Consider the following 19,296-nt stretch of genomic DNA (forward strand, 5'->3'; position numbering starts at 1 on the left):
GAAATGGGTGAAGCGGCTCGGGTGGGCACCGATACGAGTCGGGTGGGCACCATGGTCGTCGAATGCCACGATACCGCGGCAGTTCTCGCACGTATTTCGTCGCTGGGGTGGAAGCTCGGCGTCGAGGTTGTCAGCCTGTCGACGTGGGTGTCCGTGACATCGCCGGGAGTCACCGGAATGTCGATCGCGTACCGTTGCCCGGCAACGATCTCCGACGCCATGTTGATCAAGCGTCTCAACAAGATCATCGGGATAGTTCGTATCAAGACGGACCACGGCCCGTTCGTTCCGGTGACACCACAGGTCGGCCTACACGTCACCGCGACTTTCCAACGCGTCGATCCAGTGGCGCTGGTGGCGTACCGGCACGGCGCAACTGTGTGCAGTCAAGCGAACAATGTTCTGTCGGTACAACTCACCACCACCCGATCGATCGCGGACACATTCGTATCTGATCTGGCACAGGTCGCAGAGCGTCCGCTGCGGGGTGAGATCTCGCTGCAGGAGATTCATCTTGCATGACGTCGAAGTGCCACCACGGCGATGTGCGGCTACGGACGTTGGCCAGTAGCCGCACATCATCGTGAGATCAGTGAGCAGGGAGGAGGGACGTCTCCTGCTGCACACCGTCTTCTGCGCCGATCTGGACGATGTTTCGAGGCAGGAACACGGCTGCGATCGCGCCGAGAACTGCTGCAGCAGCACCGATCAGGAACGCGATACGCATGCCCTCGTCGGTGTAGAACACAGCGCCCTCCATCGCCATCGCGATGTGCGAGTTCAAGACCGTGAAGGCGATGACGGGAAGCACTGCGGGGAAGATGCTCTGAAAGACCGCAACCATGCTCGCCGTGGTTGCCTGCAACTGCGGCGGCACTGCCTCGATGAGCAGGTTCGGGATGGAGGCGTAGCCCATACCCATACCGACACCGAAGATTCCGGCAAAGATGATGAGCAGAGGCTTGTTGTCGTGAATGGTGGCCGTCAACGTGAATCCGACTGCCATGAGTATCATTCCGATGATCATCAGCAGACGGGGCCGGATGTTGCGCCCCACGAGGAAGCCCACGATCAAACCACCGACCACCACCATGCCGCCAAGGGGCGCCTGGAAGATCGCGAATCCCTCTGCCGTCACGCCGAATCCGTATCCCAGGCCGAGAACTGCTGGGGTCATCACCATCATCGGCAGCAAGATCGTGAAGACTCCCGACGCGCCGTAGCAGAACCCGGCACCGACGGCGGTGAGCATCACCGAACGCTTGCCGAAGTAGCGCAGGTCGATCAAGGGCTCGCGGATGGCTCGGGCAGAGGCAACCCAAGCCACCAACAGTGCGACGCCGCCGATCAGGTAGGCCAGTGTCGAACCGTTCTTCCAGCCCCAGGTCGGTCCGAAGCTGACGCCGATCAGAATTCCGGCGATGCCCGACCCGAGCAGTACCGCACCGATCAGGTCCAGCGAAGAGCGAAGTCGGACAGTTGATTCCGCCGTCGAAGCGAAGATCATGCCGCCGAGGAGAACCAGCCCGACGACAAAGAACCAGAAGATGCTCCGGAACCCGTGGTTGTCGATCAACCAACCGGTGAGGAACGGCGCCGGGATCGCAATCAAACCCATACCGGAAGTCGCGATACTGACGGCCAAGGCAACAGTTTTCGGCGGAAAAACATCTCGAATGAGGGAGTAACTCAGGAACAGGCAGGGAACCAGCAGACCCGTCAGCGACCGGCCCAGAATCAGGATCGCGTAGCTCGGCGCTATCGCCGAAATGAAGGATCCGACCGCCGCGCCGGCGACAGCCAAGAGCAGGACTTTTCGTTTGCCGTACATGTCGGCGAGCTTGCCGAGCAGAGGAGACGCGACCGCCCCCAGCAGCAAGAACGACGTGAGCAGCCAAGCTCCCTGCGTCGTTTGATAGTGCACCGAGATCGCAGGGAGAGCAGTGGAGATCATCATGTAGCTCACTGCGAGCATCTCGAGAAGTAGAACAATCGACGCCAGGGAGAACACCAGTCGCGGAGTCCACCGCTCCGGTATCGATGTCGGTTCGGGCAAACTGGGAGACGAACCGTCGCTGTGGACATGAGACGCCATGGCTGGAAGATCCTTTCGGGAACACCTACGAATTCGATTGACCCTCTGTCGAATACCGTCGACGGGGGCCTAGCCGGGAAGTGCAATGGAACGACAGCTACCGATCTCGGTAACGTGTTACCTGCATCACAGCCCTCGCGTCGACCGCGCGCTACAGAATGTTCCGCGGAGCGGGACAATCAGGACAACGACTGATTGGCGACGGTGCACCAAAAGGACTGCGGCGGTTCGATTGTGAGCAAAGGCAACTACTCTGCGGAGTCGACGCGCGATTAACCCGGGCTGAAAAGCAGTGACTCACGCTTGCCCACACCACCACAGACAGAAATGTCAACGCCAGCGCCAGCAGTCCGACTACCCCCACTCCTGCAGCTACGCGCTCGTACGCCGCTCCAGCTACTGCCCCGACTGACATCCACGTGCACACCCAGGCCATCGCAGACGGCACTTGCGCAACGGCAAACCTCCGATAGCTCGTCCCGACGGATCCCACCAGACGCGGTGTTACGGTCCGGACTCCAGCCATCCACTGACACAGAACAATCGCTGCAGCGCCATGCCGTTCCACCAGGCTCAGAGCCCGTAACTCCATCGATTGAGAGAGTTCCATCAACCGCGACCATGCCCGCGACCGGTCGGCCCCACGGGCTCCCGTTCCCGCGAGTGGACTCACTCTCCTGAACCGGCGAGCACGTCGGCCTCGCACGTAGGCAATATGCCCTCCGGCAATTTCACCGGCGATCGCGACAAGACACGCTGCGACTGGGTGAACGGCACCCGTACTTCCGAGATACCCGAAAGCAAGGACCGCCGTCACACCAGGAAGAATGATCCCGACCAACGTGCCCACTTCCGCCATGATCAGCATCCCACCCGCCGCGAGCAACCAAACCGGGGGCAGCCCGGTCAAGAGGTCAGCAGAAATTCGCACGAGTCATCGGCTGCCCACATCGGTACACAACCGCCGGCGGTGCGTTACGCCAAATAACCGGTCCACACGAGACGTCGGTGAACTTTTCGTTCAGTGCAATTCGGAATCCCTGGGCTCTCGGTAGCCAGCGCGCGTGGGGGTAAGCGAGAAGGCTCGCCTGCCCGCCATCCGTGAGCAGGGTCGCAATTTGATCCAGAATCAGACACTGCTTTCCGAGATCGATGAGCGACCACGGGAGCGCACAGACGATTGCGTCAACGCGTTCTACTCCAGCGGATTTCAACAGGGCGATCAGATCACAGGCGTCGCCCCAAATCGCCTCGATGCTTGGCCTCGTCCGACACAGATGCCTCACCAGTTCACGATCAACCTCGACCGCGATATGACGGCCGCTCCTCGGTATTCGTGAGGAGATGGCGTCCGAGACAGAACCTGTCCCCGGACCCAACTCGACGATCACAGGCGCGCCGACCGCTGGTACGACCGCCGCCAGTTCCGCTGCGACGGAGGGAGAACTCGGCGCGACCGCGCCCATGGTAAACGGCTTCCGGAGAACAGCTTTAGTGAATTGCCAACTTATGTTCTGGTTCGATGTCATCGCGTCAACAATCCTCAGAACGAGCCGCGCCCACATCGTCCCCTGGGGTTGAAATTCACACGATTCGCTCGGGGCTTGCCCCTAAGGGCCGATACCTAAGGGATTGAAACACTCTCTCAGGGCATCGCCTAAGGGTCACAATATAATTCATCAATAGTGACTCCGTAATACCCGGCGCTCCCCTGCTTGAACAGATCGAAGTGAGGTGGTGTTCGCGTGCCGCGAAGCGATGACACTCGTTCTCCAAGTGGAGTATTCAGATTGTTCGAAGATCGCAGCTTGAATCGGAAACTGGATCGGAGATTCGATCCGGGCGATCACCCACGACGCCTGTGAAGACTGGCAGCACATCTGTGGCGCCCAGATACGCACCCAGATGCGACTGTGCGCCGTTTCGGTAGCGGTAACTACCAAAACGGCGCACAGGGGCCGAAGGCCCTACAGAACTATGTTCACCATCTTGCCCGGCACAACGATCACCTTGCGGGGTGCGTTGCCCTCGAGCAGAGCGACGATCTTCTCGTCGGCCAGCGCAATCTCTTCGACAGCCTTGCGATCGGCATCCGCCGGGACGCTGATGCGGCTACGAACCTTGCCGTTGACCTGGATCGGGTACTCGACGGTATCCTCGACGAGCCACTTCTCCTCGACTGCCGGGAAGGGTCCGTGCGCAAGGGATTCCGTGTGACCCAGACGCGACCACAGCTCTTCCGCGAGGTGCGGCGCCAGGGGAGCGAGCATCAGCACCAGCGGCTCGACAGCAGCACGCGGCGCACCGCCCGGGAACGCCTTGGTGAGGTGGTTGTTGTACTCGATCAGCTTCGCGGCGGCCGTGTTGTCGCGCAGCGCCGTGTAATCCTCGATGACACCGGAAATCGCCTTGTTGAGCGCACGCAAAGTCTCTTCACCAGGAGCTTCGTCGGTGACACGGGGCTTGCCGGTCTCCTCGTCGATGACGACGCGCCACACTCGCTGCAGGAATCGCGCAGCACCGACGACGTCCTTGGTAGCCCACGGACGCGAGGTGTCCAGCGGACCCATCGACATTTCGTACACACGCAGAGTGTCTGCACCGAACTCGGCGCAGATCTCGTCCGGCGCAACGGCATTCTTCAGGCTCTTGCCCATCTTGCCGTACTCGCGGTTGACCTCGGCGCCTTCGTAGAAGAACTTGCCGTCACGCTCGACGACCTCTTCCGCCGGCACGTAGACGCCGCGGGCATCGGTGTACGCGAATGCCTGGATGTAGCCCTGGTTGTACAGGCGGCGGTACGGCTCGCTCGAGGACACGTAGCCCAGGTCGAACAGAACCTTGTGCCAGAAGCGCGAGTACAGCAGATGCAGCACTGCGTGCTCGACGCCGCCGACGTACAGGTCGACTCCACCGGGATCGTTGGGGCCGTGCAGTTCCGGACGCGGGCCCGTCCAGTACGCCTCGTTCTGCGGGTCGCAGAAGGCGTCCTGGTTGGTGGGGTCGATGTAGCGCAGCTGGTACCACGAGCTACCTGCCCACTGCGGCATGACGTTGGTGTCGCGGTGGTAGGTCTGCAGACCGTCACCGAGATCGAGCTCGACGTTGACCCAGTCGGTCGCCTTGTTCAGCGGGGGAGAGGGCTCGGAGTTGGCGTCGTCCGGATCGAAGGACACGGGTGCGTAGTCCTCGACCTCCGGAAGCACCACGGGCAGAGCCGAATCCGGCAGAGCGTGTGCGTTGCCGTCCGCGTCGTAGACGATCGGGAAAGGCTCGCCCCAGTAACGCTGACGCGCGAAAAGCCAGTCGCGCAGCTTGTACTGGATGGTGCCCCTGCCCTGGCCGCTCTCCTCGAGGCGACTGATGACGGTCGCCTTGGCCTCGGCAACGTCCAGCCCGTCGAGGTAGTCGGAGTTCACCAGCGGGCCGTCACCGGAGTACGCAGCCTCCGAAACATTGCCACCGGCAATAACTTCGAGAATATCCAGACCGAACGCGTTCGCGAACTCCCAGTCACGGTGATCGTGTCCCGGAACTGCCATGATCGCACCGGTGCCGTAACCCGTCAGAACGTAGTCGGCGATGAAGATCGGAACCTTGTGTCCGTTGACCGGATTGACGGCGTAGGAACCGAGGAAGACGCCCGTCTTCTCCTTGTTTTCCTGGCGCTCCAGGTCGGTCTTGGCGGCAATCGACTTACGGTATGCAGCAACAGCTTCCGCCGGAGTCGTGGCACCGCCAGTCCAGCGCGCGTCGACACCTTCGGGCCACTCGTCCGCGACGAGCTTGTCCACCAAGTCGTGCTCAGGAGCCAGCGTCACGTAGGTGGCGCCGAACAGCGTGTCCGGACGGGTAGTGAACACATCGACGCCGTACTCGCCTGCAGCAAAGGTAACTTCGGCACCGTACGAGCGTCCGATCCAGTTGCGCTGCATGGCCTTGACCTTGTCCGGCCAATCCAAGTACTCGAGGTCGTCGACCAGGCGATCGGAGTACGCGGTGATGCGCATCATCCACTGCTGGAGATGCTTACGGAAGACTGGGAAGTTTCCGCGGTCACTACGACCGTCGGCGGTGACTTCCTCGTTGGCCAGGACGGTACCCAAACCGGGGCACCAGTTGACCATCGAATCCGACTGGTAGACAAGGCGGTACGAGTCCAGAACCTTGGCCTTCGCGGCCACGTCCAACGAAGCCCACTCGCGTCCGTCTTCCAGAGCGCGCTCACCGGAATCGAACTCGGCTTCCAACTCGGAGATACGACGCGCCTTGCCGGCTTCCTTGTCGTACCAGGCGCCATGGATCTGCAGGAAGATCCACTGCGTCCAGTGGTAGAAGTCGACATCCGTCGTCGCGAGACTACGACGCTCGTCGTGGCCCAGACCCAGGCGTCGCAGCTGGCGCTTCATGTTGGCGATGTTGGACTCGGTGGTGGTCCGTGGGTGGGTACCCGTCTGCACGGCGTACTGCTCGGCCGGGAGACCGAAGGCGTCGTAACCGAGGGTGTGCAGGACATTGCGCCCCTGCATGCGATGGAAGCGCGCGAAGACGTCCGTAGCGATGTATCCGAGCGGGTGACCGACATGCAGGCCCGAACCCGAGGGGTACGGGAACATGTCCTGCACGAAGAGCTTGTCGGCGGGAACACCGTCGGGCGAGGAGAGCGGACCGACCGGATTGGGCGCGTTGAACGTGCCTTCCTCACTCCAGCGGTCCTGCCAGTGCTGCTCGATCTGGCCGGCGAGCTCCGCGGTGTAGCGGTGCTGCGGAGTTGCGTCGGCTGGTGAATCGGGGGACTGCGGAGACTCGGTCACTGTGGTCGCTATCTACTTGGCTGACGGAAATACCGATAACCAGGGTAGAGCCTGCACGACCCGGGCATACCATCAACTCCACTCGCGCCTATCCTGTATGGGTGATCGTTGTCGCTGTGGTGCTATTCGTGCTCGCTGTCGCCGTCGGTGGAGTTGCTGTCGCCGGTCTGATCGGCAAACTCCCGCGCAACCGCTGGGCCGGTGTCCGCACCGAGGATTCCCTGCGGAGCGAGGAGTCGTTCGCCCTCGCCAACAAGGTGGCCGGTCCGACCATGCTCGCGGCCGCTGGAATGTTGGTCATCGGCGGAGTCGCAGCACTGACCATCGGCGGAGTCTTCGGCGTCGCAGTCGCGATCATCGCCGTCGTCGTCGCCGTCCTCACCGCCGGTTTCGGTGGAGGCATCGGTGCCCGTGCTGCCGCCGCACTCCCGCAGCAGAGCGGATGCGGTAACGACTGCAACTGCGGCGGACACTCCGAGCCTGCCGCAGACGAGCCGGTGGCGGAGACCCCCGAGGCCAAGGCGAACGCTGCCGCTTGCGGTACCGCTTCCTGCGGTGCCTGCGCGCTCAAGGATGCTTGCCAGCCGGCTCATTGATTCACGTGAAACATCGCGTGGTCGACCCGGCCGGGGTCGTATTCGGGCTAGTCGTTCCGCTGTTGTGTGCGGTCTTCGGCTTCGTCCTGACAAAAATTTGGGAGCCCCGCCTCCCGGAACAGATCGCGACTCACTGGACCACCACCTCGCCGGACGGATTCTCCACCCCGTCGGCCAACGCCTGGACCATTGCACTTCTGACGCTGCTCTTCGGTGGCGGCCTGAGTGCGATTGCTGCTCTTGCTCCCGCGATGCTGATGATGCGCCGATTCATGTTGGTTGTCGGGCTGAGCGTGGTCGGGCTCATCACGACAGTGAACTTCGCTTTGCTCTACACCCAACTCGATGTCACTGATCCATCTACGACGTCACTCCCGCTGTGGTCTATCGGTGTCGGCTTTGTCATCGGCGGGGTGTTGGGGTGGATCGGCGCCTCGTTCCTGCGTGACTACCGCGTCCGCACTCTTGCCACGATCGAACCCTCGGCCGGGTTGCCGCGAAGCCGCTGCGCTCTCCCCATCTCCGACGACGTCGGATTCAGCACCAAGGGGTCGGTGATCCTCGCTGCGATCACTCTGTCGCCCGGAGTCGTCATGGCGTTGGCGACGCGGTCACTCTGGCCGCTGTTCATCTTCGGGGCACTCGGCCTGCTTGTCGTCAGCTTGGTTCGCTTCCGGGTGATCGTCGACGAACGGGAGATCCGGGTGATCAACATGGGGATGGCTGCGATGACCTACGACATCGACGAAGTTGTCGGAGCTGACATCGCGGAGATCAAACCGTTCGCGGACTTCGGCGGCTGGGGACTCAAGACCAAGGGTCGTCGCAACTACGGCGTCGTCACCCGCACCGGACCAGCGGTGGTCATCACGTTCGCTTGTGGCGACCGACTCACGATCACGACACCCGAAGCCGAAGACATCGCCGGGTCACTCAATCGATTGGCCGACGCCCGGACTCGCTAACCGCCGAGCCTGAACCGATCGCTTCCTGAGTCTTCTCGAGATACCCACACGCAGCAGCCCTGGCTTTGGTGACATCGCGTTCGGCGATGGCTTCGGCAACTCCCCGATGATGCGAAGACGTCAGCGACGGCGGATGCACCCCTTCGGTCACCTCGTAGGTGGCTCGAACTGTTTCGAGGATTCCGGCAAACAGATCTTTCAGCACGGGATTGTGGGCGGCATCGACAACGGCAATGTGAAACGCGAGATCGACGTCGACGAAGTTCTCCGCTGGGACATCACGCTTGGCGGCCAGTTCACGAAGTATCCGAACGTCGTCGTCGCTGCGACGCTCACACGCCAACCGGACCGCTTCCATCTCGAGCGCACGACGCACTTCGAAGACGTATTTCATCTCGTCGACGGACGCGTGTTTGCCGAGCAGTCCGCCGATGTCGGTCCGAGCGCGCACGAAGGTCCCTGATCCGCGACGGATCTCGAGAACTCCCGTCGAGGTCAATGTCTTGATCGCTTCGCGCACGGTGTTCCGGCCGACGCCGAGAACACTCATCAGCTCCGGCTCGGTCGGAACACGATTGCCCACTGTCCAGACGCCGTCGGAGATCTGCGTGCGCATCCAGTCGAGGGATTGCTCGTACGCGGACTCTTTGCGAACAACGGTCATCAGCTCATCCTCACAGCATTAGCGGCGATCATTCCACTCACCTACGATACGTAGGACGACCCATGTATTTTCGCACTTTGTCTTCAGGAGGGGCTTCCCACGTCCGCCACAGCTGTCGCCACCGAAGAACGCACACGCCGCACCAATCGACACTTCTACGGCGTGGGCTACGTCCTCACCGTGATCCTCTTGGGCGCGAACATGCCCACCTCCGTCTACGGGCTGTACCGGACCGAGTTCGGATTCACGCCCACCATCCAGACGCTGATCTACGGCGTCTACGTCGCCGGCCTCGTTCCGGCATTGCTGTTCTTCGGACCGCTGTCCGACGCCCTCGGCCGACGCACCGTGCTCCTTACTGCACTCGCTCTGAGCGTCGTCGGCACGCTCGTTCTGGCATTTGCCGACGCGACGGTGTGGTTGTTCGTCGGCCGGATTGCCCAGGGAATCGCGGTGGGCGCGGCCAGTGCGGCGGGCAGCGCCGCATTGGTGGAGCAGGAACCGAAGTTCGATCACCGACGAGCAGCGCTCGTATCGACGGTGACGGGCGCGTTGGGCGGTGCGCTCGGACCACTCGTGTCCGGTGCAATCGCCCAGTACCTTCCACAACCGCTGCGGTTGCCGTATCTGATCTTCCTCGTCGCGTTCATCCCGGCACTGATCGTGTTGCTGCTACTTCCGCGGATCGGGGACGTCACACGCCCGAAGCGGTTCTTCCAAATGCCACATGTTCCCGCCACTATTCGCGAGACTTTCTGGCTCAGCTCGCTCGCCGTCGCGCTGTCGTGGGGCGCGGTCGGGCTCTTCCAGTCGGTGGTCCCGTCGTGGATGACCAGCCTGCTGAACATCGACAACCTTCTACTCGGCGGCGGGGCGGCCGCACTGGTGATGATCTGCTCGGTGGTCGCGCAACTCGGCGGAAGCCGCATGGACCCGCGCACGTCCGTCACCGCCGGCCTGGGAATCCTCGCTCTGGGAATGATCGGCCTCCTCGTGGTCGACCTCGTCCCGAGCCTGGCGCTGCTTGGCGTCATCACCGTCGTGGTCGGCGCCGGGCACGGTCTGGCGTTTGCCGGCGGCATGAAGCGCGTCAACGCCGCCGCCCGGACCCACGCCCGCGAGAGCCACGGCGGAGTTCTGGCCGCGTTCTTCACCGTCAGCTACGCGGGACTGGCGATCCCGTCGATCATCGCGGGTATCGCCATCACCCTCCAGGGAATGCAGACGGCCATCATCGAGCTGTCGATCATCGGGACGCTGCTGTGCCTGGCGGTGATGGGCTTCAACCTTCGTGGGGCTCGAGAGCCCGCTGAAGCTCGCCGTTATCCTTAGCCAGGTGAAGTTTCTCAGTAGGTTCTACATCGACGGGTTCATCCTCGGCATCATCATCGCCGGCGTGCTCGGAAGTGTGTTCCCGGTATCGGGTACCGCGGAGAGCATTCTGAACTGGGCCACCAAGATCGCCATCGGCTTCTTGTTCCTGCTCTACGGCGCGCGACTCTCGCCGCAGGAAGCCTGGAAGGGCGTCAAGCACTGGCGACTGCACACCGTCGTCCTCGCCGCGACGTTCGTGCTGTTCCCACTGATCGGCCTAGCACTGCGATTCCTGTCGCCGACGCTGATCAGCGACGAGCTCTACACCGGCATCCTCTACATGTGCCTGGTTCCGTCGACGGTTCAGTCTTCGATCGCGTTCACCTCGATCGCCAAGGGGAATGTCGCGGGCGCGATCGTCAGTGCGTCGTTCTCCAACCTGATCGGCGTCTTCGTCACACCGCTGCTGGTGGTTCTGCTGATGAACACCACCGGCCAGGCGACGGTCGACTTCTCGTCGATCCTCGACATCGTCGTGCAGTTGCTGATCCCGTTCATCGTCGGTCAGCTGATCCGCCCGCTGGTGATCGGATGGCTGCAGAAGTACGCCGAACCCACCAAGTACGTCGATCGCGGATCGATCCTCCTCGTTGTCTTCGCCGCCTTCAGCGAAAGCATGAAAGAGGGGATCTGGAGCACCATCACGATCTGGCAGATCGTGATCCTCACAATCGTGTGCTGCCTGATTCTCGCGCTGGTTCTCGGCGTGACCACTCTCGCGGGGCGCAAGCTCGGGTTCGATCTTCCCGATCAGATCGTCATCATCTTCTGCGGGTCGAAGAAGTCCTTGGCAACGGGCCTACCGATGGCGGCTGTACTGTTCGCGGGCCAGCCCGTCGGCCTGATCGTGTTGCCGCTGATGATCTTCCATCAGATCCAACTGATCGTCTGTGCTGCGATGGCGCAACGCTTCGCGAATCGGGATCCGGTCAGCGTCAGCTAGCGAGCAACTCGCCTCGGGTCGCGTCGACGCAGCCGCAACCGCCCTGCAGTTCAGCACAATCGATGGACAGCGCATGGCGGACCGATGCCAAGTCGAGGCAGTTCGCGCCGGTGCATTCGAGTGATCCGTCGGCATGCCGCAGCAAAGAATCGTGGCAGTGATCGACATCCGAAACACAATCCGCGCACTGGATCTGACGCTCAGCGAGCATTACTGCCACCTCTCTCGAAAACGATGACACAGGAATATCATCGACCTCCGACAAGTCAGTTTCGTTCCACCTCGATGGGGTGGCTGGCCAGCATCGCCACGGGTAGCGGCTGGCGTCGTAGCACCCGTGCCCAGACATCGACTCGGGGCGGCGTCAGCACATCCGACGGCAGCGAGCTGATCACCATCCAGTCTTCACGCTCGAGCTCCGAATCCAGCTGGCCCAGAGTCCAACCCGAGTACCCGGCAAAAATTCGGATCCCTTCGACCAGAGGAGCAATGACCTCCGGGTCCGAGTCCAGATCCACCATGACTACCTTGCCGTCCACCCGCCGCAGACCGGCGACGCCGTCGATCCGCGCACCGTTGCGAGCGATGCCCAGGCAAAGCGCCGAGTCACGCTTGACTGGTCCACCGATGTACAGGGCCGAAGGATGCGCGGTCAGCGGTGACCACTGCGGCAACACGTTCTGCACGGCCGTCTCACTCGGCCGATTGACGACGACGCCCAGGCTCCCGGCGTCGTTGTGCTCGATCATGTAGATGACGGTGCGGCGAAATGCGGGTTCCGTGAGATCGGTCGACGACACCAACAAACTGCCCGGACGAACCTCCGGTTCTATCCAGGCCATTCGATCCTCGGGTTCTTCTGCGTGCGCCACAAGGACATCATCTCACCGACAACTGCGCGCGGAGGAACGAGACACAAGCGTGTTCAGGTCAGACCCGCCACATCGGCAAGTAGTGCCAAATGCCGCTCGAAAATCTCGCTCGCGTCGGTGAACGTATCGCTTCCGTACTGCCCGAACACCTCGAAGTTCACCGAACCGAACAGCGATACCCAGACGAGAGTTGCGCGCACCGCGGCATCCGGCGGCAGGTCGGTACCCAGTTCATTCCGCACTCCCTCGAGGTCCGCTGCCAACGTGTCACTCAGGCCCGGACCCTCTCGCACCGTCAGTGAACCCGCGCGATGGGCGGCGTCGATGATCCCGATCAGCCGGGTCACGACGAGGGTGCCGGGGCCGGTGGTCTGCTCGCCCGGAGCGTCGTAGCCGGGGACGGGGCTGCCGAACAACAGACCGTAGCGGGCCGGCTCCCGGATCGCCCAGCTCCGAACGGCGCGCCCGAGAGCAATGAACTGTCCGCGAAAATCCTCTGCTGCAACGGCATTCACGGCGGCGTCCACTTCCGCGCCCAGTTCCGTGTACCCGTCGACCACCAGCAAGGTCAGCAGTTCGTCCCGACTGGCGACATAGCGGTATACCGCTGAGGACACGACTCCCAGGTCACGCGCGACGGCCCGCAGAGACAAAGCGGCAGCGCCGACGGCAGCAAGATGCTCGCGTCCGATACGGGTGATGTCCTGCAGCGTCTGTTCGCGCGCCCGTTCGCGGGGAGTTCCAACCATGAGTCCATCTTGCCCCATGACCGAGAGCAGTATCAACAAAAGAGAGCACTGCTCTTGACAGCGCTCGGGTGCAGGTGCATTCTTGAAAACGAGAGCAGTGCTCTCAGTTCACTCGAAACAAGAAGGAGCACACCATGTCGAACCTCGAAATCGTCACCGGAGCAGGACCCGTCGGATCCGCCGTCGCACTACAGCTCGCCGAGCAGGGAATCAACGTCCGGCTCCTGACCAGGTCCGGCAGCGGGCCCGAGCACCCGCTGATCGACCGGCGACGCGTCGATGTCTCGGATGCCGAGGCCCTTCGCTCGGTCAGCGAGGGCGCCACGGCCATCTACCACTGCATCCACGCTGCTTACAACGCAGCCGATTGGGAGCGGGAACTCCCGGCGGCCGAGGAGGTTGTGCTCGACGCGGCCGCATCCATCGGTGCCGTCGTGGTCTTCCCCGAAAGCCTCTACGCCTACAACTCCGACACCCTGATGACCGAATCCGATCCACGCAACGCCACCGGTGGCAAGCGCGGCGTGCGCACCGCGCTGCTGCGTGCTCGCGAGGCCTCTGCAACACCCACCGTCAGCGTCGTGGCCTCGGACTTCTTCGGTCCCCGCGTCCGCACCGCCCACGCCGGCGAGCGCATGGTTCCGAAAGTCATGGCAGGTAAGAAGATTCGTGTCATCGGTTCCGCAGATCAGCCGCACTCCTTCACCTACATCCCCGATCTCGCAGCAGCGATGATCGCGGCGGCACACAACCCCGAACTTTGGAACTCCGTCCTCCACGCACCCACCGGCCCCGCGCTCACTCAGCGCAAGATCGCCGAGGCCTTCGCCCGAGCCGCCGGGGCATCCCCCGCCAAGGTGGGTGTACTCCCCGCCTGGGTGCTCGACGCCGTCGGCAAGATCAACACCGACAGCCGCGAACTCGCTGAGATGAACTACCAGTTCACCAAGCCGTTCGTCATGGACTCGAGTGCCAGCGAAGTGCTGCTCGGACTCTCGCCGACGCCGCTCGATCAGGCCGCCGAAGAGACCGTCGCGTGGTGGCGCGCGGAACAGGCTCGCGCCGCTGCTGCCTGAACCTGCAGGTGGGGGCTCTTGACGCAAGAACGGAACGGGTGTTCACTTCTTCACATGGCCTATCGCCGCACTCCGGCAGTACAGGAAAGACTGGACGCCCAACGCGCCCGACTGCTCGAAGCCGCCACGACGGCAGTGGCCACCCACGGCTATGCGGGATGTTCCATCGCCGCGGTGGCCAAGAACGCCGGCGTCGGCACCGGGACGCTGTATCGACACTTCGACGGCAAGGGCGAATTGTTCGCCGAAGTGTTCCAATCAGTCTGCAGCCGTGAGGTATCCGCGGCTCGGGACGCCGGAGACAGCGCCCGACATCTGGAAGGCAATCACCGCTCCGCGGTATCGGCGTCGGTTCGCACCTTCGCCGAACGTGCCATGCGCGCACCGGTTCTCGCCTATGCCCTGCTGGTGGAACCGGTGGACCCACTCGTCGACGAACAGCGTCTCATGTTTCGCGAATCGTTCCGCGATTGCCTGGCCACCGCAATTCGTTCGGCAGTCGACACCGGTGAGATACCGCCACAGGACGCCACTCTGACGGCAGCGTGCATCGTCGGGGCAATCGGCGAGGCCCTGATCCTTCCACTGCGCGGAGGCACCACCGATCCCGCTGCGATCGACGCCATTCTCGCCTTCACCCTTCGATCGTTAGGGAGCTTCGATGACACCCACGCATGAAGTCACCAATCAGGTTCCGCCCCTGATCGATTACGACGCAGCCGAATACGCGCCGATCCTCGAGGCACTACACCGCGAAGGAGCATCGGACGCACTCGAGGGGGTTCATCAGGTTGGAATCCGCGCCGGAAGCGCGCAGGCCCAGGAGTGGGGCGATCTGGCCGAGGAGCACCCACCTGTCCTGAGAACCCACGACCGCTACGGCAACCGTATCGACGAGGTCCGCTACGACCCCGCCTATCACCAACTCATGAGCACCGCAGTGGAATTGGGACTGCACGGCGCTCCGTGGGTTGACCCGAATCCACACGCACACCTCGTCCGCGCCGCGAAGATGGCCGTGTGGGGTCAAACCGACGCCGGTCACGGCTGTCCCATCTCCATGACGTACGCCGTGATCCCCGCGCTGCGGCACAACGCGGATCTGGCCGCGCAGTACGAACCCCTCCTGACCACGCGGCACTACGAGCCGGCGCTGAAAGCTCCCCTCACCAAACCCGGATTGATCGCCGGTATGTCGATGACGGAAAAGCAGGGCGGTTCGGATGTTCGTGCCGGAACCACAAGGGCAGTGCCACAATCCGACGGCAGCTACCTGCTGACGGGCCACAAGTGGTTCACCTCCGCGCCGATGTCGGACGTGTTCCTCGTCCTCGCCCAGGCACCTGGTGGCCTGTCGTGTTTCTTCCTGCCGCGGGTCCTGCCGGACGGCTCGCTCAACAACATGTACCTGCAGCGTCTGAAGGACAAGTTGGGCAATCATTCCAACGCGAGTAGTGAGGTCGAGTACCGCGACGCTCTCGCGTGGATGGTCGGCGAAGAAGGCCGGGGCGTGCGCACCATCATCGAGATGGTCAACATGACCCGGTTGGACTGCACGATCGGCACGGCCACCGGCATGCGCGTCGGCACCATGCAGGCAGTTCACCACGCGACGCATCGAAGTGCTTTCGGCGCCAACCTGATCGACCAACCCTTGATGCGAAACGTTCTGGCAGATCTGGCGGTGGAATCGGAAGCGTCGACCACCGTCGCGATGTGGCTGGCCGCTCTGACCGACCACGCAACCGCAGGCGATGCCCACGCCAGCGCACTACGACGCATTTCGTTGGCCGTGAGTAAGTACTTCGTCTGCAAGCGCGGACCGATCCACGCTGCCGAGGCACTCGAGTGTCTGGGCGGAAACGGATACGTGGAGGAATCCCGGATGCCGCGCCTCTATCGCGAGGCTCCGCTGCTTTCGGTGTGGGAGGGTTCCGGCAACGTCGCGGCGCTCGACACACTGCGGGCGATGGCCAAGCAACCCGAAACACTGCAGGTGTTCTTCGACGAGTTGAAACGAGCCAGTGGAGTGGACGGCCACTTCGATCAGGCCGTGCGGGATCTCCAGGTGGCATTCGGCGATTTCGACGACATCGAATACCGGGCACGAAAGATCGTCGGCAACATGGCGCTCGCTCTGCAGGCCTCGCTGTTGCTCCGCTACGGGCACCCCGCGGTGGCCGACGCGTTCTGCGCGAGTCGGCTCGGAAACAGCTGGGGGAGTGTCTTCGGAACGCTGCCGAGGGGCGTCGACGTCGCGCCGATCCTCGAGCGGGCCACCGTCAAGATCGGCGCCTGACCCACCCACTACAGTTTCCGCTTATGAACCGAGCCTCGAACCGCCGCGAGGCCTGGCAGCGCGTACTGCACACCCTGCGTGAATCACCCGGCCTCGGAAGGCTGGCGCTCGTCCGCTTTTCCAGCCAGTTCGGCGACGGAATGTTCCAGGCCGCGCTCGGCGGCGCAATCCTCTTCAACCCGGAACGCGAAACCGATCCGGTGGCGATAGCGGCCGGCTTTGCCGTACTGCTCCTTCCTTATTCGGTGATCGGCCCCTTTGCCGGCGCTCTGCTGGATCGTTGGGACCGCCGCCTGGTGCTCCTGTGGGCGAGCGTGCTCCGCGGGCTCTTCATCCTGACCACTGCGGTGCTGCTGGTCGCCGGCGGCGGTGACACTCTGTTGTTGACCTGTGCGCTTGCTGCAATCGGAGTCAGTCGCTTCGTCGGGGCAGGCGTATCCGCAGCCCTGCCGAAGGTCGTCCGGCAATCGTGGCTGGTGGCAACCAATTCCGTTCTCACAACCGCTGGTTCGGTGATAGCAGCCTTGGGTGCTTCGGCAGCGGTGGCGATCATCGGCATGATCGGCGCGGGGGATCGAGCGTCAGGCGCCGCCGTGGCCATCGCAGCACTGGGATCGGTGATCGCGGCCCTCGCCGCGGCCAGGTTCACGGCCCGCTCACTTGGTCCGGTCGCCGACGAAGTGGTCCGCGCCAGTGCCGTCCGTTCGGTGACGGCCGGACTGCGCACCGGGGCAACCGCTGTCTGGGAGGCGCCCGGCGTCACCACGGCGATGATCGGAATCGGAGCGCACCGCATCTGCTTCGGCATCAACACCCTCATCATGGTGCTGGTCCTGCGCGACACCTCGAACGGCTCCCAATTGCCTGGAGGGATGGCCGGATTCGGCGTCGCCGTCGGCGCCACGGCAATCGGAATGCTGATCGCGGCATTGATCACACCGTTCCTCATCCCGCGGATCGGTCGCTCACGGACGATCACCTACGCCCTGGTGTGCGCGGTTCTCGTCCAGCTCGTCTTCGTGACCACGCTGACTCAGGGGTCGCTGCTGATCGCCGCTTTCCTGCTCGGCATCGCCGGCCAGTCCGTGAAACTCAGCGGCGACGCGGCCATGCAGATCGACATCGACGACGACCGTCGTGGTCAGGTATTCGCACTGCAGGACACCGTGTTCAACGTCGCGTTCATCGGTGCGATCGCGGCAGCGTCGACGGTGATCGCACCCGACGGCAAGAGCGTCGGCCTGGCCGTTGCCGGTGCGGGTGTCTATGCCGCCGGATTGTCAGCGGTGCTGATCAACCGCAAGAAACGAGAAACTAGCCCTGCTGGGTAGCCCACCACTTCAGCAGTTCGGCCTCGGCCTCGTCACGCTCGAGCGGGCCGCGATCCAGACGTAGTTCCTTGAGGAACGTCCATGCCTTGCCCACCTGCGGGCCGGCCGGGATGTTCAGCAGCTCCATGATGGCGTTGCCGTCGAGGTCCGGACGCACCCGAGCAAGGTCTTCCTGCTCGGCGATGCGCGCGATCCGCTCTTCGATGTCGTCGTACGTGGCCTGCAGCTGCGCGGCGCGACGCTTGTTGCGTGTGGTGCAGTCGGCCCGCACGAGCTTGTGCAAGCGGGGGAGCAGCTCGCCCGCGTCGGTGACGTACCGCCGCACCGCCGAGTCGGTCCACTGTCCCTTGCCGTAGCCGTGAAAACGCAAGTGCAGGAACACGAGCTGCGAGACGTCGTCGACCATCTGCTTCGAGAACTTAAGTGCCCGCATGCGCTTGCGCACCAGCTTGGCGCCGACCACCTCGTGGTGGTGGAAGCTGACCCCACCGCCAGGCTCGTTACGCTTGGTATCCGGCTTTCCGATGTCGTGAAGCAGTGCTGCCCAACGCAATACGAGGTCCGGATCGCCTTCTTCGAGATCGATCGCCTGCTGGAGCACCGTGAGGGAGTGCTGGTAGACGTCCTTGTGCTGGTGATGCTCGTCGATCTCGAGCTTCATCTGCGGAACCTCGGGCAGCACGTATGCAGCCAGTCCGGAGTCGACCATCATGTTGATGCCGTCCACCGGGTACATGCCCAGCATCAGTTTGTTCAGCTCCACCTGCACACGCTCGGCGGTGATTCGCTCGATCTGCGACGCCATCTCCTTGATGGCCTCGAAAACACGATTGTTCAACGTGAAACCAAGCTGCGAGACGAACCGGGCAGCACGCAGCATCCGCAGCGGATCGTCGTTGAACGAGTTTTCCGGCGCCGACGGCGTATCGAGCTCTCCGGCCAACAGCGCGTCCATGCCGTTCAGCGGATCGACAAACGTGTAGGAACCGTCCGCGCCGATCTTCATCGCCATCGCGTTGACGGTGAAATCGCGGCGCACCAGATCGTCGGCCAACGTCGTGCCGTACTCGACTATCGGATTACGAGAGACGCGATCGTAAGCGTCGGCCCGGAAGGTCGTGATCTCGATCTCCTGGCCGTGCTTGATGGCGCTGATGGTCCCGAACTCGATGCCCGTGTCCCACTGCTTGTCCACCCAGCCCTTGAGCAGAGCCTGAACCTTCTCCGGCCTGGCGTCCGTCGTGAAGTCCAGATCGCCACTGAAGCGGCCGAGGATCGCGTCGCGAACACTGCCACCCACCAGGAACAGCTCGTGACCGGCCGCAGCAAAACGCTCACCGAGCGGGTTCAACACGTCGGACAACGTGCCGAGCGTTGCAGTGGCGTCGGCAAGCAGTCGTAGGCGGCGATCAGCGTCGGAGGTAGGGACAGTCACGTGAAAGGAGCTTACTTAAGGTGCGCAAATAGCAGAACGCGCATACGAACGCGATAGACCGCTTTGCGCGGGTTACCGGGCAA

At 63.0% G+C, this 19,296-nt stretch carries 17 protein-coding genes; 9 read left to right on the plus strand and 8 right to left on the minus strand.

Annotation, left to right across the window (positions count from 1 at the left end):
- The first annotated feature begins 3 nt into the window (after positions 1-3).
- On the plus strand, positions 4-522 hold the full coding sequence (locus BH682_RS29430; RefSeq protein WP_007729094.1) for a hypothetical protein: 519 nt from the start codon (positions 4-6) through the stop codon (positions 520-522).
- Between the two features lie 67 nt (positions 523-589).
- Here the strand turns inward: BH682_RS29430 and BH682_RS29435 are convergent, their stop codons facing one another.
- From BH682_RS29435 to leuS, 3 genes are all read right to left on the minus strand, one after another.
- Entirely contained in the window at positions 590-2,095 is a 1,506-nt protein-coding gene (locus BH682_RS29435; RefSeq protein ID WP_058037563.1) for an MFS transporter, read from the minus strand.
- 151 nt (positions 2,096-2,246) lie between these two features.
- Positions 2,247-2,963, minus strand: a complete 717-nt coding sequence (locus BH682_RS37360; RefSeq protein ID WP_442971953.1) for a DedA family protein — start codon at positions 2,961-2,963, stop codon at positions 2,247-2,249.
- Positions 2,964-4,062: 1,099 nt separating this feature from the next.
- Positions 4,063-6,909 (minus strand): leucine--tRNA ligase, encoded by a 2,847-nt coding sequence (leuS, locus tag BH682_RS29450; protein WP_075835063.1) that lies wholly within the window; start codon positions 6,907-6,909, stop codon positions 4,063-4,065.
- A gap of 101 nt (positions 6,910-7,010) precedes the next feature.
- On the opposite strand from leuS, the gene BH682_RS29455 reads away from it, so the two are divergent.
- Both BH682_RS29455 and BH682_RS29460 read left to right on the plus strand, forming a co-directional pair.
- Positions 7,011-7,505 carry an SdpI family protein gene (locus tag BH682_RS29455; protein ID WP_030537477.1) on the plus strand — a complete coding sequence of 165 codons (495 nt, stop codon included), beginning with the start codon at positions 7,011-7,013 and terminating at the stop codon, positions 7,503-7,505.
- A 5-nt stretch (positions 7,506-7,510) separates the two neighbouring features.
- Complete coding sequence (locus tag BH682_RS29460; RefSeq protein WP_223304392.1) at positions 7,511-8,470, plus strand: DUF1648 domain-containing protein; 960 nt, start codon at positions 7,511-7,513, stop codon at positions 8,468-8,470.
- Here the strand turns inward: BH682_RS29460 and BH682_RS29465 are convergent.
- Positions 8,439-9,134, minus strand: coding sequence for a FadR/GntR family transcriptional regulator (locus BH682_RS29465; RefSeq protein WP_058037561.1), 696 nt, complete (start codon positions 9,132-9,134; stop codon positions 8,439-8,441). The two genes, BH682_RS29460 and BH682_RS29465, sit on opposite strands and share 32 nt — an antisense overlap.
- A gap of 162 nt (positions 9,135-9,296) precedes the next feature.
- Between BH682_RS29465 and BH682_RS29470 the strand changes: the two genes are divergently transcribed.
- A complete protein-coding gene (locus BH682_RS29470; RefSeq protein WP_058037560.1) occupies positions 9,297-10,466 on the plus strand; it encodes an MFS transporter in 1,170 nt (389 codons plus the stop codon).
- A gap of 4 nt (positions 10,467-10,470) precedes the next feature.
- On the plus strand, positions 10,471-11,451 hold the full coding sequence (locus BH682_RS29475; RefSeq protein WP_003942582.1) for a bile acid:sodium symporter family protein: 981 nt from the start codon (positions 10,471-10,473) through the stop codon (positions 11,449-11,451).
- Here the strand turns inward: BH682_RS29475 and BH682_RS29480 are convergent.
- The 3 genes from BH682_RS29480 to BH682_RS29490 are packed head-to-tail and all read right to left on the minus strand — an operon-like array spanning position 11,444 to position 13,072.
- Positions 11,444-11,662, minus strand: coding sequence for a hypothetical protein (locus BH682_RS29480; RefSeq protein ID WP_007729106.1), 219 nt, complete (start codon positions 11,660-11,662; stop codon positions 11,444-11,446). The genes BH682_RS29475 and BH682_RS29480 overlap by 8 nt on opposite strands.
- A gap of 55 nt (positions 11,663-11,717) precedes the next feature.
- Positions 11,718-12,323, minus strand: a complete 606-nt coding sequence (locus tag BH682_RS29485; RefSeq protein WP_003942572.1) for a YqgE/AlgH family protein — start codon at positions 12,321-12,323, stop codon at positions 11,718-11,720.
- Between the two features lie 53 nt (positions 12,324-12,376).
- Positions 12,377-13,072 carry a TetR/AcrR family transcriptional regulator gene (locus BH682_RS29490; protein ID WP_003942494.1) on the minus strand — a complete coding sequence of 232 codons (696 nt, stop codon included), beginning with the start codon at positions 13,070-13,072 and terminating at the stop codon, positions 12,377-12,379.
- Between the two features lie 134 nt (positions 13,073-13,206).
- Here BH682_RS29490 and BH682_RS29495 point away from each other — a divergent pair, with 134 nt between their 5' ends.
- The 4 genes from BH682_RS29495 to BH682_RS29510 are packed head-to-tail and all read left to right on the plus strand — an operon-like array spanning position 13,207 to position 17,778.
- Entirely contained in the window at positions 13,207-14,148 is a 942-nt protein-coding gene (locus BH682_RS29495) for an NAD-dependent epimerase/dehydratase family protein (RefSeq protein ID WP_058037559.1), read from the plus strand.
- A 54-nt stretch (positions 14,149-14,202) separates the two neighbouring features.
- Positions 14,203-14,826, plus strand: a complete 624-nt coding sequence (locus BH682_RS29500) for a TetR/AcrR family transcriptional regulator (RefSeq protein ID WP_007729115.1) — start codon at positions 14,203-14,205, stop codon at positions 14,824-14,826.
- Positions 14,810-16,447 carry an acyl-CoA dehydrogenase family protein gene (locus BH682_RS29505; RefSeq protein ID WP_075835065.1) on the plus strand — a complete coding sequence of 546 codons (1,638 nt, stop codon included), beginning with the start codon at positions 14,810-14,812 and terminating at the stop codon, positions 16,445-16,447. The genes BH682_RS29500 and BH682_RS29505 overlap by 17 nt, the downstream gene beginning before the upstream one ends.
- 23 nt (positions 16,448-16,470) lie before the next feature.
- Complete coding sequence (locus tag BH682_RS29510) at positions 16,471-17,778, plus strand: MFS transporter (RefSeq protein ID WP_075835067.1); 1,308 nt, start codon at positions 16,471-16,473, stop codon at positions 17,776-17,778.
- Here BH682_RS29510 and BH682_RS29515 read toward each other — a convergent pair.
- The gene (locus tag BH682_RS29515; protein WP_003942535.1) at positions 17,762-19,213 is read right to left on the minus strand and encodes a CCA tRNA nucleotidyltransferase; all 1,452 of its coding nucleotides are present in this window, start codon (positions 19,211-19,213) and stop codon (positions 17,762-17,764) included. The two genes, BH682_RS29510 and BH682_RS29515, sit on opposite strands and share 17 nt — an antisense overlap.
- Positions 19,214-19,296 lie beyond the last annotated feature (83 nt).

This window comes from Rhodococcus sp. YL-1, assembly GCF_001942025.1.
In the GTDB taxonomy this organism is placed as follows: domain Bacteria; phylum Actinomycetota; class Actinomycetes; order Mycobacteriales; family Mycobacteriaceae; genus Rhodococcus_F; species Rhodococcus_F qingshengii.

What these genes read in the sequence shown, in the direction of transcription:
- BH682_RS29490 (WP_003942494.1), bottom strand. Translation starts at nt 13,072, where the DNA reads ATGGTTGGAACTCCCCGCGAACGGGCGCGCGAACAGACGCTGCAGGAC.
- BH682_RS29465 (WP_058037561.1), bottom strand. Translation starts at nt 9,134, where the DNA reads ATGACCGTTGTTCGCAAAGAGTCCGCGTACGAGCAATCCCTCGACTGG.
- BH682_RS29505 (WP_075835065.1), top strand. Translation starts at nt 14,810, where the DNA reads ATGACACCCACGCATGAAGTCACCAATCAGGTTCCGCCCCTGATCGAT.
- BH682_RS29510 (WP_075835067.1), top strand. Translation starts at nt 16,471, where the DNA reads ATGAACCGAGCCTCGAACCGCCGCGAGGCCTGGCAGCGCGTACTGCAC.
- BH682_RS37360 (WP_442971953.1), bottom strand. Translation starts at nt 2,963, where the DNA reads ATGCTGATCATGGCGGAAGTGGGCACGTTGGTCGGGATCATTCTTCCT.
- BH682_RS29480 (WP_007729106.1), bottom strand. Translation starts at nt 11,662, where the DNA reads ATGCTCGCTGAGCGTCAGATCCAGTGCGCGGATTGTGTTTCGGATGTC.
- BH682_RS29495 (WP_058037559.1), top strand. Translation starts at nt 13,207, where the DNA reads ATGTCGAACCTCGAAATCGTCACCGGAGCAGGACCCGTCGGATCCGCC.
- BH682_RS29430 (WP_007729094.1), top strand. Translation starts at nt 4, where the DNA reads ATGGGTGAAGCGGCTCGGGTGGGCACCGATACGAGTCGGGTGGGCACC.
- BH682_RS29435 (WP_058037563.1), bottom strand. Translation starts at nt 2,095, where the DNA reads ATGGCGTCTCATGTCCACAGCGACGGTTCGTCTCCCAGTTTGCCCGAA.
- BH682_RS29500 (WP_007729115.1), top strand. Translation starts at nt 14,203, where the DNA reads ATGGCCTATCGCCGCACTCCGGCAGTACAGGAAAGACTGGACGCCCAA.